Source organism: [Limnothrix rosea] IAM M-220 (assembly GCF_001904615.1).
Classification (GTDB): domain Bacteria; phylum Cyanobacteriota; class Cyanobacteriia; order Cyanobacteriales; family MRBY01; genus MRBY01.
The window spans coordinates 1-13,705 of sequence record NZ_MRBY01000074.1; the positions used below are offsets into that span (position 1 = coordinate 1).

Here is a 13,705-nt window from a genome sequence, read left to right on the forward strand (position 1 = left end):
TGTCTCATTTGTTGGCATTTTCCTACCAACGCTGCATAGTCAATCCCGGAGAGCCCGCCATCTTCTTAGTGGGAGTATTAACCGTCTCGATTCATGGTGTGGCAATTCCGTGGGTTGGGCTATTAGTATTTTGTTTTTTATTGTTAGGAAAAGTTTTACTCAAACAAGATATTCGCAGAAGTATTGACTGGCCATTTTTGATTTTGTTGGCTTCGTTAATTGGTTTATCCCGGTCGATCGCCTACATCGGTTTTGATGATTGGATTAGTGACTATCTCGGCTGGCTAGGAAACTCGATGCGGAATGATTTTTCACTGTTTGTCTTGTTATTTTCGACTGCAATTTTTGTGTCGAGGTTATTTTTACCAATGGCGCTCATTGTGCCGCTATTTGGAACGATTTTCATCCCCTTGGCAGAAGCTAGTGGTGTCAATCCTTGGCTAATTGCTTTTATCATTTTGATCATTAGCGACGGCTGGTTTTTCCCCTACCAATACTCACCAAAATTACTCTTTAGCTCGATCGCCGATGCCCAAGGTTTGTTTAATAATCGTCTGCTCATCCAGGGCAATATTTTGATGAACATCGTCCGGGTATTTGCCATCTATGCCTCCTTTACCTACTGGCAATGGCTCGGCATTTTATAAAGCCTTAAACATAAATCTTTAACCCAATTCTGGGGGCGATCGCCCATATTAAAAATAGACATTCTTTGCCGAAATTATCCTACGCAATATCTTTTCTTCGATATCCATAAAAACACCAAACTTTACCCCTCGGCTATGCTCTACTTTCTCCAAAATCTAACGGATTCCCTACCCATATCTATCCCAGCATTATCGACAATTCCTAGTCTCTCGGTTTTGCCCACTCTTCTAGTTATGGGGGCGATCACCCAGCCCCATAAACAACTAACTCTAGGCAAAAAAATTCTCCGCATTGCCCAGCATGAACGCACATTCGCCAGTTTATTCCTTGTGATTTTGTCGATTTTTATCGTCATGCACAATCTGGAGAAACCAAAACTATTGCTGCTCCATAGCTACGAAACAGACTACACCTGGACAACAGAACAAATTGTCGGCATCGAGCGCGTTCTCGAAAGAAAAAATACCTACATTTACCGCGAGCACTTTCTCGACACCAAGAAAAAACCCTACGAAAACTACATGAAGCGTGCCGAACAGGAAGTACGCGCCCTCATTAAACAGTGGAAGCCTGACGTAATCATTGCCACCGACGACAATGCCCAAATTCTGGCGGGGCAATATTTTGTCGAAGATCCCAACATCAAAATTGTCTTTACAGGCGTGCAGGGTGACTTAGAAAAGTACGGCTACGCTGGCTCTAGTAACGTGACAGGCATTACCGAAGGTGTACCGCCCGGTGCGATCAAAGAAACCCTCGACCAGATTAACCAATCCCTCGGCACAAAATACCGCAAAATTTATTTCCTCACCCACAGTACAACCCACTCCTACAGAGTGGTAGAAAATATGGCAAATTTTGATTGGGGTGAGTACGAAATGGTCAGTGCAGCAGAATATAAAACCTTCGATGATTGGAAAGGGGCTGTGGCAAGGGCTGAAGAAACCGCAGATATTTTATTAATTGGTGGCTACAAATCTTTGCAAGGCACTGAAGCGCAAACTGAAGGGGGTAAAGTTGTGCCCTATAAAAAAGTCTTGGAATGGACAGGCGAAAATTCAACTTTACTTCAAGTCGGAGCGCGGGGTGTCTATGTGGAAGATGGCGGCATGATTGCGGTGGGTGCTTCGCCCTATGAGCAAGGGGAAGAGGCGGCAAAAATGGCGGTGGCGCTCCTCGAAGGCACTAAAAACATTGAAGATATGCCGATTAAAGATAGCAATCAATATTTGGTGTACATGCGAGAAAGTAAACTCAAGGAATACAATCCTTTTCTGAAAATGCCCAAAATTTATGAGGCCTTCGCGCGGGCAACGAGTCATTATTTTGAGTAGGAAATTTTTTAACAAATGACTTAAACAGAACTTTTTGTGGCCTAGAGAAAGGGGCAAAATAAACTAAATTTCGTCCACGGGAACTGGGTACAGCACGCTGGCTCAGCTCTTTAGTTTTGGGGCGGAAATCAGGCAAATTGTCTCGACTTGCCGATAATTTCAGATCGGTTTTGCTCTAAGATTTAGCGAGAGTAATTGATTTGAGATTTTGTGCAGGAGTGGCAGGTTATGACCCAGGCAAAAAAACAGACATGGAGTGATCGCTTTGAAACGTCTCTACACCCGGCGATCGCCGTTTTTAATGCGAGTATTGGCTTTGATATTGAGCTAATTGAATACGACATTACCGGTTCTGTTGCCCACGCCACCATGCTTGCCAAGACAGGAATTATTTCTGAGGAAGAAGGGGAAACCCTCGTCCAAGGTTTGGAGCAAGTCCGCCAAGAATATCGCGAAGGTAATTTCAATCCCGGTATCGAAGATGAGGATGTCCATTTCGCCGTTGAAAAACGTTTAACAGCAATTGTGGGGGATGTCGGCAAAAAACTCCACACTGGGCGATCGCGCAACGATCAAGTCGGCACAGATATTCGTCTTTATGTGCGGGATCAGATTCGCACTATTCAGGCACAGATCCGCGCTTTCCAGCAGGCCTTACTCACCCACGCAGAAACCCACGTTGAAACCCTAATTCCCGGATATACTCACCTCCAACGCGCTCAACCCATTAGCCTTGCCCACCATTTGATGGCGTATTTCCAGATGACCCAGCGGGATTGGGAACGTCTGGATGATGTCTTTAAGCGCACCAATATTTCACCTCTCGGTTGTGGTGCTCTGGCTGGCACGACTTTTCCCATTGATCGCCACTTTAGTGCTGAGTTATTAGAGTTCGATAAGGTTTATCAAAATAGCCTCGATGGGGTCAGCGATCGCGATTTTGCCATTGAATTTTCCGCTGCGGCGAGCTTGATTATGGTGCACCTGAGCCGTATGGCGGAAGAAATGATTTTCTGGGCATCGAAAGAATGTAGCTTTATCACCCTCAAAGATAGCTGTGCTACAGGGTCTAGCATTATGCCCCAAAAGAAAAATCCCGATATTCCTGAGCTGGTACGGGGTAAAACTGGGCGAGTTTTTGGTAATCTTCAGGGTCTGTTAGTCCTAATGAAAGGTTTACCGTTGGCCTACAACAAAGACCTCCAAGACGACAAAGAAGGTCTCTTTGATACGGTGCGCACGGTGCAAGGTTGCCTTGAAGCGATGACCATTTTGATTTCTGAAGGCATCGAATTTCAGTTGCCCCGCCTCGAAGAAGCGGTAAATGAAGATTTCTCCAATGCCACTGACGTTGCGGACTATCTCGCTAGTAAAGGTGTCCCCTTCCGCGAAGCCTACAATCTCGTCGGTAAGGTCGTTAAAACGAGTATTGCTGCGGGCAAACTGCTCAAGGATTTGACGATGGCAGAGTGGCAAGAGCTACATCCGAAATTTGAGGAAGATATCTATGAGGCGATCGCCCCGAAACAAGTGGTTGCTGCCCGCAATAGCTATGGCGGTACAGGTTTTGAGCAAGTCCGTCAGGCGATCGCCGAAGCTAAAGACTTAATGTACTCCTAAATTTTCTTCACTTTCAGATCGCATCAATTGCAAAGACTTTAAACCCCACACCTTGTTTTGATATTTCAAGCAAAGTGTGGGGTTTTATCTATGGAAAACAATCAATTAAATCAGATTATTTTATTGTTTTGACACTATTTTTTCGTCATGAACCGATGGGATTAACCAGCAGGAGATTCCGTTGTTGTTTGCTGCGATCGCCAAAATTCAGTTCCCGCAGCAGTAATCAGATGGGACAAAAGACCGATGGGGCCAGCAAATAGACAAAGGCTCAAAGAATGAAACGTAATAATTTTCTTCTCAACGCCCTGCTGATAAATCCAACGTCCCACAAACAAATCCATAACCAAGTAATGTACCCAGCCAGTGGCCATTACCTTCGGGATAGAAAACAGCGCCGCTAGGTTTGGTAACGTGGGATTCGCCCAAAGAGCGGCTTGATCCGGGTCAACAGATAAGACAAAGAGACAGCCATAGACTAATGCCAATGCCACAAAAGGTAGCACCGAGTCCATTACTTTTTGGGTGATTTGCCAACGGGGTAGCAAAATCATTAATCCCCAAAAAGGTAAAACAAAAATATTCGTAACATCAAATACATTTTCTAAAGTCATAGGGAGAAAAATCCAAAGATTGACAGGTTAGTTAGTGGCTCTGGGTATGATAAACCCAACATATCAATCCCTTATAAATAGGGCATGAAAATTAATTATTAAAAAACTATTAAAAGGTTTAGAATGTATTTGTCACTAAGGAGACAGTAAGGTGTTTATTCGACTTGCCCAGCAACATCGTGATTTTGTAAAAGACCTCGTTATGAGTCTTCAAGCTCTGGCGATCGCCCTTGAGAATAGGGGATATCTCGCTTCCTGCTACACTTGCGGCACAGAACTCAACAGCGCTTCCTTTATGGTGAGCCTTGGAGAAAATCACCTCATTCGTTTTTTGGTCTCCGACTACGGTATTTCTTGGACTGAAATGCGTGATGAGCGCGAACTGATGAAGCTAGAAGGTGCAGAGGCCATTAGCCAGCTCCAGGAATTGGCAAATATGATTAAGTACCAGCGCGAGCTACCAAAAGAATTTTCTTATCAGCGCTCCGATTCCGATTCTGTAGCGACTCTCTAGGATTCTAAAGTTTTCGGTTAAACATAATTAATATTGCAACTAAAGAAGATCTCCGATTAGGTTTGAAGATCTTTTTTTGGTATCTAGAGTTATTGAATTAGCTGCAAACCCCAAGGTCTATTGGGCAAAGACGGGCAAACAAATTGTGACAAACAAATAGACTAGTGGCGCGGTAAATACATAGCTATCGGTGCGATCTAGGATGCCGCCGTGACCGGGAATCAGTTCACCTGAATCTTTAAAGCCCGCATCACGCTTCATAATCGATTCGGTAAGGTCTCCGAGCAACGTCGTCACGCTAATCAAGGAACCTAAAATAACGCCAGTGATCGGCCACCAAGACCAACCCAAGTACCATGCGCCGGTAACCGCGACTAAGATTGTTCCGATAGACCCAAATAAAGCGCCTTCAACGGTTTTCTTTGGGCTAATAGCAGAGAGCTTTGTTTTGCCGAGCCATTTCCCCATAAAGTATGCGCCAATGTCCGCTGCCCAGATACAAACCATCACGACAAAAGTGAGTCGGAGGGCATAGGGGAGATGAAACCAGTCAGACCAAGATTGGGGCAAATAACCATATAAAGGTAAATTGCTTACTGCTTCAGTTTCGGAAAGGCTGCCCATCCGCAATCTAACCCAATAACTGGGCATGTAACCGCCGTAAAATAATCCCAAAATCGATGTAGACATATCGGCGATCGTCGCCATCTTGGGTTGAAACAGCAGGTAAAAGCAAATAAAAGTGCCAGCTAGGGGAAAAAGCGCATCTGTAAGACTAGGGCTAATCGTTGAAATGACTAAGAGCAGCTGGGAGACAATAAGGGTACTTTTCGCCGCAGGGGCTAGGCCTTTCGCTCGAACCATTCGGAAGTATTCTTGTTGACCAAGGAAGACGAGAATCCCCATGCCCAAGGTAAAGTACCAGCCTCCTAAAACGATGAGGCTTAAGGCAATGGCGATCGCCACTACTGCACTAGTGATACGCGGAAAGGACATAATAATTTAGGCTCGTTGTTAGAAGCACAGATAAAAAAACAAAGCAAATTTGTTCAGGCTGTTAAGGAGAATTTTATCAAACGTTAACGGAGATCATTATGATCACTCCTCGATTTACCAATGTGACCATCTGATTTCGCCAAGACCCTAGGAGGCGAGTTGGATCAGGCATTGCTCTTCGCGACTTTATTGCCCATAACGCTTGTTTTGCTTATGACGATTGTGGCAAAAAATATTGTAAATTAACTCTTTCCACCAATTAGTACAGTACTTTGCAGCAATATGGCGTAATTTTCAAACTATTTTAAAGTCCGTTATCCAGTTGGGTATGACTAAAATCTGATGATTGATTTTTTTAGAAAATTAGTCGTTGCAAGGTGGTGGTTGATATCGTCACAATATTAATCGAGGAAACTTTAAATTTTTAAGGACGCAATATGGGTAGCCAATGGGATAACTTTCTCAAAAATCTGGGGACTTGGCGGGGATCTTTTAGCACGCTAAATCTCAGTGGCGAGATATTAAATGATGTCCCTTCTATTTTGACACTTGCGCCGGTTGATGGCGATCGCAACTGCGTCAAACTTGATCTCAAACGCTATGAATCTGGTAGTTACAACGATCCTCCCTCCAGTCATATCAACCAAAATTTTCAGTCGTTAGGCCGCCACATGATTTTTTCTGAAACAGGCGCTTTTTCAAAAGGCGTGATGTGGTTTTCGACGATGATGGATTTTATTGCAGAATTCGGTTTTGTTGAGGGCGATCGCCGTCTGCGTATGGTGCAGATTTATGACGCAGATTATAAATTTGACAAGCTTGTTTTTATTCGTGAATTTCGAGACGGCACAGACGCGAAGGAAAGACCGGCATTGACAGTAGACCAATTAGTGGGCACTTGGGAAGCAGAAGCCCAGACCTATCGTCCAGATTTTGAGCCACCGACAACTAGCCACAGTCGCCTCCGTATTAGCGTTGAAGGAGATCAACTCAAACAATCTATCGAGTTAGAAAATCGTACGATTCAGACCCAAGCGAAGATTAATGGTAATCAGCTAAAGTTTGATTCAGACATACCACGGCAAATCACCTTGTTGCCCGATGGCGGTTCGATCAATGTTCCTTTGCAAGTTTTTGCTAAAACCGCATTTTTTGTAGAGGTCGGTTGGCTCGTGTCGGATAATGTGCGTCAACGAATTATGCGTAACTTTGACGACCAAGGAAAATGGGAAAGCTCTGTGTTTATCACCGAAAAACGGGTCGCTTAGTTTAACCGCAGGCATCGGCGATCAAATTTAGATGCTAGTCAAAAGCACTGGCGATCGCCTTTTCCTTCGCGAGGAAAGAATGATCGCACTTTTCCGCCAAATCCTTTGCAATGCGGTCTAGAACATCATCAGTATGATTTGGTTCATGGTGGAAGACCGCTAATTTACGAACATTCGCGGCATTCGTGAGCTTGACACCTTCCTGCCAAGTAGAATGACCCCAACCAACCTTGGGAGACTTAGGATCGTGGTACTCCTCATCGGTGTACATTGCGTCATAAACCAAGATATCGGCATCCTTGGCGAGATTGAGAATATTTTCATCAAGGCGATCGGGGAAATGCTCTGTGTCCGTACAATAAACGATCGCCCGATCTTGCCAAGACACCCGATAACCCATAGCACCATTGGGGTGATTTAAGGGAGCCGTCGAAATTTTTGCATCACCAATCTGAAACGTTTGGCCACAAGTTAATTCGTGGAAAACCACCTCCGCTTCAAGTTGCGCCACGGGAATTGGCGAATTGGAATGCAATACCCTTTTATAAAAATGATCCTCTAGGCTCATCGGGCGCACCTCTTCCGGTACTTGGCCATACACATGGAGGCGGTTGCCCGGGCGGAACAAAGGCTCAAAGAAAGGCAAACCTTGGATATGATCCCAGTGGTAATGGGTGAAACACATATGCAGCTCGAGGTTGTTTTGACCTTCCAGCTCTTTGCCAAGATTCCTCAGACCTGTACCGGCATCAAAAATAATACGCTTACCAGCGGCGCGAATTTCGATACAAGACGTGTTGCCGCCATAACGGATCGTCTCAAATCCAGGTGAGGGAACGCTGCCGCGCACGCCCCAAAACTGGACGACAAATTCATCAAGTGCAGGTTTAGTCATAAATTGCTAAATACTGAGTGTCTTACATTGTCCCTGATGTCTCAAAAGATGATCGCACAAGACAAGGGCAACCATGGCTTCCACCATTGGTACGGCGCGGGGCAAAACACAGGGATCGTGTCTTCCCTTTGCGGCAAGAACGGTTGCTTCGCCATCGCGGGTTGCAGTTTGTTGTTCTTTCCCAATTGTTGCTGTCGGTTTGAAAGCCACTCTTAGGATTATATTCTCTCCGTTGGAAATTCCGCCTTGGATACCACCGGAGCGATTGGTTTTTGTGCGAATGTCACCCTGATCATCGACGGTAAACTCATCATTATGTTCATGCCCTGTGAGGAGTGTTCCGGCAAATCCTGAACCAATTTCAAATCCCTTGCTTGCGGGGAGGGACATTGCCCCTTTGGCAAGGTCTGCTTCTAGTTTATCGAAAACTGGCATTCCTAAACCTTTTGGTACATTTCGGGCGACACATTCGACAACGCCACCAATAGAGTTTCGATCACGGCGAATCTCGTCAATGAGGTCAATCATTCGTTCGGCGGCGGCGGCATCGGGGCAACGGACAATGTTGCTCTCGACGGCTTCTAGGGTGACGGTGCTTGGGTCGATATTGGGGGCTTCGCAGTCTTTGATACGTTTAACGTAGCCGATGATTTCAACGCCAGAAAATTGTTGCAAAATCTTTTTGGCGATCGCCCCGGCAGCGACGCGGCCAATGGTTTCGCGAGCAGAGGAGCGCCCACCGCCTTCGTAGTTGCGGATACCGTATTTAGAATCGTAGGTAAAGTCGGCATGGGATGGCCGATATTTTTGCTTCATCTCGGAATAGTCTTTGGAACGCTGGTCTTTATTGCGCACCAAAATGGAGATGGGTGTACCGGTGGTTTTGCCGTCAAAGACTCCTGACATGATTTCGCAGCGGTCGGCTTCGTTGCGGGGAGTCGTAATTTTGCTTTGGCCGGGACGGCGGCGGTCTAATTCGTGTTGAATCTCTTCAGCGGAAATTTCTACGAGGGGAGGACAGCCGTCAATAATGACGCCAACGCCGCCTCCATGGGATTCTCCGTAGGTTGTGATGCGAAATAAATGGCCGAAACTATTGCCCATAATGCGGTTGCTGTTGACGAATCAGTTTTGCATTGTAACTTAATTTCTTCAGGCAAAAGGGCGATCGCCCCACAGTGACATTGTTCGTATTGTTACTACGGTGTCATGGTCGTTAAAATTGTCCATAGGGGAGGAAGGAGGAGGTGACGATAAGGTAACGACTATTTATTGTGCCAGCTGTGGCCATGGTGTTTATGAAATCTTTTTCTAATAAATTTTGGGGCACGGCGATCGCCATAACGTCAGTTTTTGCAGGACAGACTCCCGGCGTGGTTAGGGCTGAGTCCCCCCAAAGTGGCACGATTACGAACTTAACAATGGGCGATCGCGCTTGTTATGTCACCCTAAGAAATGAGGCCGGGGACACCACTACAGAATTTGCCGCCTTTAATATTTGTGAACAGAATTTAATCGGGAAAAAAGTACAGCTCACCTATGAAGCAGGAAATATCATTGCAGAGAGTTGTTATGGTGATCTCGATTGTGGCATCAGTGAAACAGTGATGCTCATTACCGCGGTTAAGGTGATGGCTGGGGGGCAAAAAGCTGATGGCTATCCGCCATTTCTCAACAAAACCGAAATTGCGCAACTTGAGACGGATCGAGAAGCAGGCCGAAATGGTTGGTTTGGCCTAGCGGGGTTAAATAAAGTCGACCACCCACCCCAACTGGCCCCTGAACTTCTTGCTTTTCGTCAGTATTGGAAAACAAAAGATCCGGCGATCGCCCCATTTTTAGGTCTATGGCATAACGATGAATCTACCAACAATCGTCATTATGTGAGTATTTTTCCTTCCCTCGAAGCCAATCATGTTTGTGTCCTTGAGTTTAAGCCTGAGTGGAGCATCAAACTTAGTGACAACAATAATGATGTCTCGAAGGATGTGATTAGCCCAGGGATTTTTTCCTTCTCGCGGGCAAAAGTTGGCTCCGCCCAGCTCCGTAGTGCTGAATTTCGAGCCCATGAATTGGCGATCGCCCGGACAGCATTTGGCGTTTCAGCCGATTACCCCGTGGAGCTTTTGCCATTGGTCAACGAACAAAATGAAACCATGGTTCTAGCCGCAGCCACCGTGCCACAATTACCACCTGATCTTCCTGATAGCCAAGCACAATATATGACATCCCAACTTCTAGCAAACAGCTGTGTTATGTCGTCCCAATAAACCACAAAACAAGATTAATTTGATTTTTTGTCCCAGATTATGCCTTAAGGGCTGAGCGTAAATCACCAGATTGTTGAGCCAATAAATCTTCCGCTTCCGCTGCATCAATCTGATTCCAATACATTAACAAAGCCGTCTTCACTTTACGTTTAGACTTATCAAGTAAAGTCTCCGCTTCTGCCCTAGGTAAATCAGTTAAATCCTGAAGAATACGCAGGGCACGATCATAAAGTTTGTCATTAGTAACGGCAACATCAATCATACGATTACCATAAACTTTTCCAAGTTTTACCATGACACTAGTCGATAAAATATTAAGTGCCATTTTCGTGACTGTACCCGCTTTTAAACGTGTGGATCCCGCTAAAATTTCTGGCCCCGTTAATAGGCGAATATTCACATCCACATCACAGGGCACTTGGTCAATGGGCACACAGCTGATAAAAATTGTTTTTGTGCCCATTTCGTTGGCTGCGGCTAATGCCCCTCGTACATAGGGCGTTGTACCTCCGGCAGTAATCCCGACGAGGACATCCTTCTCGGTAATGCCGTAGTCAATGACGGCCTGTGCTCCGTCTTCTGGGCGATCTTCAAGGCTCTCTGAACTTTTGACAAGGGCATCTTTGCCGCCCGCGAGAATCCCCTGTACTAGCTCTGGCGGTGTACAAAATGTGGGGGGACATTCTGCTGCATCAAGCACTCCTAAACGCCCACTTGTTCCTGCGCCAATATAGAAGAGTCGGCCATTATTGTTTAGTGCAGCACTTGTGATTTCGATGGCTTCAGCAAGCTCTATCCGGGCGGCGGCGATCGCCTCAATCGTTTTTTGATCTTCAGCATTAAATAAATCCACCAATGCCACAGCCGTCATTTGATCGAGATTTTGACTATTGGGGTTAATTTGTTCTGTCAAAAGATGACCACGACTTTGATTTGCTTGCACGACTTTGCGCCTCGATTTTTCTTTAGATATCTTACAAATTCAAATGTCTCATAAACAATACTTTGAAGCAATAATTTTAAAAGCATTCCAAGGATTTTCGCTTTTTACTCAGTCATATATCGACAAAAAATAATTCTGGTTTAACCTTTTTTATGACTTAACAGATTTTATGATTTAAAAGGGGTTAAAGAGGTTAGATAAAGTTGATGAACGATCGGTAAAACGATAGTGAATTCTGTGTGACCATCTTCTGTATTTCGACAGCTCAATAAACCATGGTGTTGCTCGACGATAATGCTGTGGGCGATCGCCAAACCCATGCCAGTACCTTTCCCTACAGGCTTAGTTGTGAAAAATGGATTAAAAATCTTTGAGAGTAAATTTTCGGGTATCCCAACGCCATTATCTGTAATTTGAATAATTATTTGTTGATTATTTAAAGACCTTGCTTCAATTGTGATTTTCCCTTTTATTTGACGATTTTTCCTAAAATTTTCTTCAATAGCATCAACCGCATTGTCTAATAAACTCAAGATTACTTGATTTATTTTTGCTGGATAACATTCTACTAGGGGGAGATGTTTTAGTTTCTTTTCTAGGGTGATGATGCGATGATCATCGCGATTAGTAATGCGGCTACTGCTGATTACCAGTAAGGTGCTTTCTAAATCCTTTAATAAATCAGTTTGTTTTAGTTCTGATTCATCTAAATGGGAAAAGGTGCGTAGGGAAAGTACAATGTCTTCTACTCTATGGGCACCTTTGGCGATAGATTCTAGTAGTTTATAAAAGTCGTAGCGGAGATATTTTAAATCAACTTCTTCTAGATATTCTTCAATTTCACTGTCGGGATATTTGGCGAGAAAAAGGTCAATAATGCCCAGTAGCTCGTCAACGTACTTGCGTGCGGGAGCGACATTCCCGGAAATATAATTAATTGGATTGTTGATTTCGTGGGCAATGCCCGCCACCATCTGGCCAAGGGCAGCCATTTTTTCGGCTTGAACTAAGCTTATCTGGGCAACTTGTAAATCTTTTAGGGTTGCGGATAGTTCTGCGGTGCGATCGCCGACTTCTTGTTCTAGATTACGTGAGTAGTTAGCGAGTTTTTCATTGGCAATGGCTAATTCTTGATTAATCTGTTTAAGTCGTTTTCTCGATTCATAGTTTGTACTAAGGATATTGGAGCTAACTAATGATAAGAAAGGGGTTAAAACGGGAATCATAAAGCCTTGAAAAGTGCCGGAAAGACTCAGTCCTACTAAGATTAACGAACCAATTGTTGTAATGAGTAATGTCCGAAAAATAGAGGAGGTATATATGGCTAAAATCTTGGCGGCGATCGCCCCAGTGAGAGCCCATGTGGCAACCCAGAAGTGAAAAGTTACACTATTAATCGGCCGTAGGATTGGGCGATCGTCTAAGATGTGACTAATAATTTGGCTCGCTATGGTGCTATGGATGACAACACCGGGAGCATGCTGAAAGGGTTGTAAAAACCGACTACTATAGGGCGTTACAAAAACATCGTTTAGGCTGGATGCTGTTGTACCAACAAGGACAAGGCGATCGCGAATCAGCTCCTCAGGAATTTGATTTTCAATGACATCTTGGAAGGAAATACGATGAAAGGCTTCCAGACCGCCACGGTAATTAATTAAGGTTTGGTGGCCTTCAAAATCTGTCCGGGGACTAACATAACCGCGATCGCCCTCAGTTAAGGATGGAAATATCGACTCATCTTGAGAAAATGTCTGGGTCTCTAGCATCCCCTCCTCTTGTCGGAGATACATATCCGCTAAACGCGCCCCAAAACTCTGTTGTGGCCCCATGGAGAGATAGCCCCGGCGGATCTTACCATCGCGGTCTAGTAGAAGATCTGATGCCGCAACTTGATTTAATTCAGCCAAGACAAAGGGAGGCGGAATACGATCGCCAAAAACCTGCTCAATGCCAATAATATTAGGATTTTCTTGAAATGCACGGGTTAAAGCTGCCCTTCCCGGTTCTATGGACGTATCACGAAAAATATCAATGCCAATGACCCGGGGCTGTTTGGCCGCAAGGTTGTAAAGCATCTGAGCCATTAACTGATCAGAGATCGGCCATTGCTGGGCAAATCGAATATCCGACTCATCAATGGTGACGAGGGTGATGCGATGATCGATTGCTTCCTTGGGGCGGAGGCGCACAATTTGATCGAGGGTCAGCCATTCTATACCCTGCAATACGCCAAATTCACTTAAAGCAGAAATGGCGATCGCCACACCCGGTGCAATTAAAATTACCCCTAACCATTGCTCACGAATACTTTGCCAAATCTGTTTGAACAACACTAGGGATAAGAACGAGTTAAATATAACAAATGAACAGCGCAATACCGTTTTGGCCCATTTTTCGAGAAAAAACAACGACTAACAAATCCCGTTAGAAAATCCGTTTTTTCCTGATTATGGCAGTGAAACTACTTTAGCCAATAGTTAATTTATTCTCAAGATGCAGCAGATATCAGAAAAATTACGGTCTTTTAATGATCACCACCGCTAATTAACGTGAGTTTTGCTTAAGCATGCTCGGAAGTACGACGCGGTGAATGGGAGAGC

General features: G+C 44.8%; 12 protein-coding genes. 6 read left to right on the forward strand and 6 right to left on the reverse strand.

Annotated features, from left to right (window positions below; all coding sequences use genetic code 11):
• The 3 genes from NIES208_RS17575 to argH all read left to right on the forward strand — a co-directional run.
• On the forward strand, positions 1 to 647 hold a 647-nt coding region (locus NIES208_RS17575; RefSeq protein ID WP_171971803.1), incomplete at its 5' end, for a transporter permease.
• 135 nt (positions 648 to 782) lie between these two features.
• On the forward strand, positions 783 to 1,982 hold the full coding sequence (locus NIES208_RS17580) for an ABC transporter substrate-binding protein (protein ID WP_139325096.1): 1,200 nt from the start codon (positions 783 to 785) through the stop codon (positions 1,980 to 1,982).
• Positions 1,983 to 2,210: 228 nt separating this feature from the next.
• The gene (gene argH, locus NIES208_RS17585; protein WP_075894291.1) at positions 2,211 to 3,602 is read left to right on the forward strand and encodes an argininosuccinate lyase; all 1,392 of its coding nucleotides are present in this window, start codon (positions 2,211 to 2,213) and stop codon (positions 3,600 to 3,602) included.
• Positions 3,603 to 3,763: 161 nt separating this feature from the next.
• Here the strand turns inward: argH and NIES208_RS17590 are convergent, their stop codons facing one another.
• Entirely contained in the window at positions 3,764 to 4,216 is a 453-nt protein-coding gene (locus NIES208_RS17590; protein WP_075894292.1) for an ABA4-like family protein, read from the reverse strand.
• Between the two features lie 151 nt (positions 4,217 to 4,367).
• Here NIES208_RS17590 and NIES208_RS17595 point away from each other — a divergent pair, with 151 nt between their 5' ends.
• Positions 4,368 to 4,730 carry a DUF1815 family protein gene (locus NIES208_RS17595; protein WP_075894293.1) on the forward strand — a complete coding sequence of 121 codons (363 nt, stop codon included), beginning with the start codon at positions 4,368 to 4,370 and terminating at the stop codon, positions 4,728 to 4,730.
• 117 nt (positions 4,731 to 4,847) lie between these two features.
• On the opposite strand, the gene NIES208_RS17600 is transcribed toward NIES208_RS17595, so the two are convergent.
• Positions 4,848 to 5,726, reverse strand: a complete 879-nt coding sequence (locus NIES208_RS17600; protein WP_075894294.1) for a phosphatidate cytidylyltransferase — start codon at positions 5,724 to 5,726, stop codon at positions 4,848 to 4,850.
• Positions 5,727 to 6,163: 437 nt separating this feature from the next.
• Between NIES208_RS17600 and NIES208_RS17605 the strand changes: the two genes are divergently transcribed.
• Positions 6,164 to 6,994, forward strand: coding sequence for a DUF3598 family protein (locus NIES208_RS17605; RefSeq protein WP_075894295.1), 831 nt, complete (start codon positions 6,164 to 6,166; stop codon positions 6,992 to 6,994).
• A 34-nt stretch (positions 6,995 to 7,028) separates the two neighbouring features.
• Here the strand turns inward: NIES208_RS17605 and NIES208_RS17610 are convergent, their stop codons facing one another.
• Both NIES208_RS17610 and aroC read right to left on the reverse strand, forming a co-directional pair.
• A complete protein-coding gene (locus tag NIES208_RS17610) occupies positions 7,029 to 7,889 on the reverse strand; it encodes an MBL fold metallo-hydrolase (RefSeq protein WP_075894296.1) in 861 nt (286 codons plus the stop codon).
• Positions 7,890 to 7,895: 6 nt separating this feature from the next.
• Positions 7,896 to 8,993, reverse strand: a complete 1,098-nt coding sequence (aroC, locus tag NIES208_RS17615) for a chorismate synthase (RefSeq protein WP_075894297.1) — start codon at positions 8,991 to 8,993, stop codon at positions 7,896 to 7,898.
• 194 nt (positions 8,994 to 9,187) lie between these two features.
• Here aroC and NIES208_RS17620 point away from each other — a divergent pair, with 194 nt between their 5' ends.
• Complete coding sequence (locus NIES208_RS17620) at positions 9,188 to 10,159, forward strand: hypothetical protein (protein ID WP_139325097.1); 972 nt, start codon at positions 9,188 to 9,190, stop codon at positions 10,157 to 10,159.
• A 37-nt stretch (positions 10,160 to 10,196) separates the two neighbouring features.
• Here the strand turns inward: NIES208_RS17620 and murQ are convergent, their stop codons facing one another.
• Complete coding sequence (murQ, locus tag NIES208_RS17625) at positions 10,197 to 11,102, reverse strand: N-acetylmuramic acid 6-phosphate etherase (RefSeq protein WP_075894299.1); 906 nt, start codon at positions 11,100 to 11,102, stop codon at positions 10,197 to 10,199.
• A 167-nt stretch (positions 11,103 to 11,269) separates the two neighbouring features.
• Positions 11,270 to 13,438 carry a CHASE2 domain-containing protein gene (locus tag NIES208_RS17630; protein WP_171971804.1) on the reverse strand — a complete coding sequence of 723 codons (2,169 nt, stop codon included), beginning with the start codon at positions 13,436 to 13,438 and terminating at the stop codon, positions 11,270 to 11,272.
• Positions 13,439 to 13,705: the final 267 nt, after the last annotated feature.

Bases quoted from the DNA above. Each gene is read 5' to 3' on its own strand.
- argH (WP_075894291.1), top strand. From the start codon at position 2,211: ATGACCCAGGCAAAAAAACAGACATGGAGTGATCGCTTTGAAACGTCT.
- NIES208_RS17620 (WP_139325097.1), top strand. From the start codon at position 9,188: ATGAAATCTTTTTCTAATAAATTTTGGGGCACGGCGATCGCCATAACG.
- NIES208_RS17580 (WP_139325096.1), top strand. From the start codon at position 783: ATGCTCTACTTTCTCCAAAATCTAACGGATTCCCTACCCATATCTATC.
- NIES208_RS17605 (WP_075894295.1), top strand. From the start codon at position 6,164: ATGGGTAGCCAATGGGATAACTTTCTCAAAAATCTGGGGACTTGGCGG.
- NIES208_RS17610 (WP_075894296.1), bottom strand. From the start codon at position 7,889: ATGACTAAACCTGCACTTGATGAATTTGTCGTCCAGTTTTGGGGCGTG.
- NIES208_RS17600 (WP_075894294.1), bottom strand. From the start codon at position 5,726: ATGTCCTTTCCGCGTATCACTAGTGCAGTAGTGGCGATCGCCATTGCC.
- NIES208_RS17590 (WP_075894292.1), bottom strand. From the start codon at position 4,216: ATGACTTTAGAAAATGTATTTGATGTTACGAATATTTTTGTTTTACCT.
- aroC (WP_075894297.1), bottom strand. From the start codon at position 8,993: ATGGGCAATAGTTTCGGCCATTTATTTCGCATCACAACCTACGGAGAA.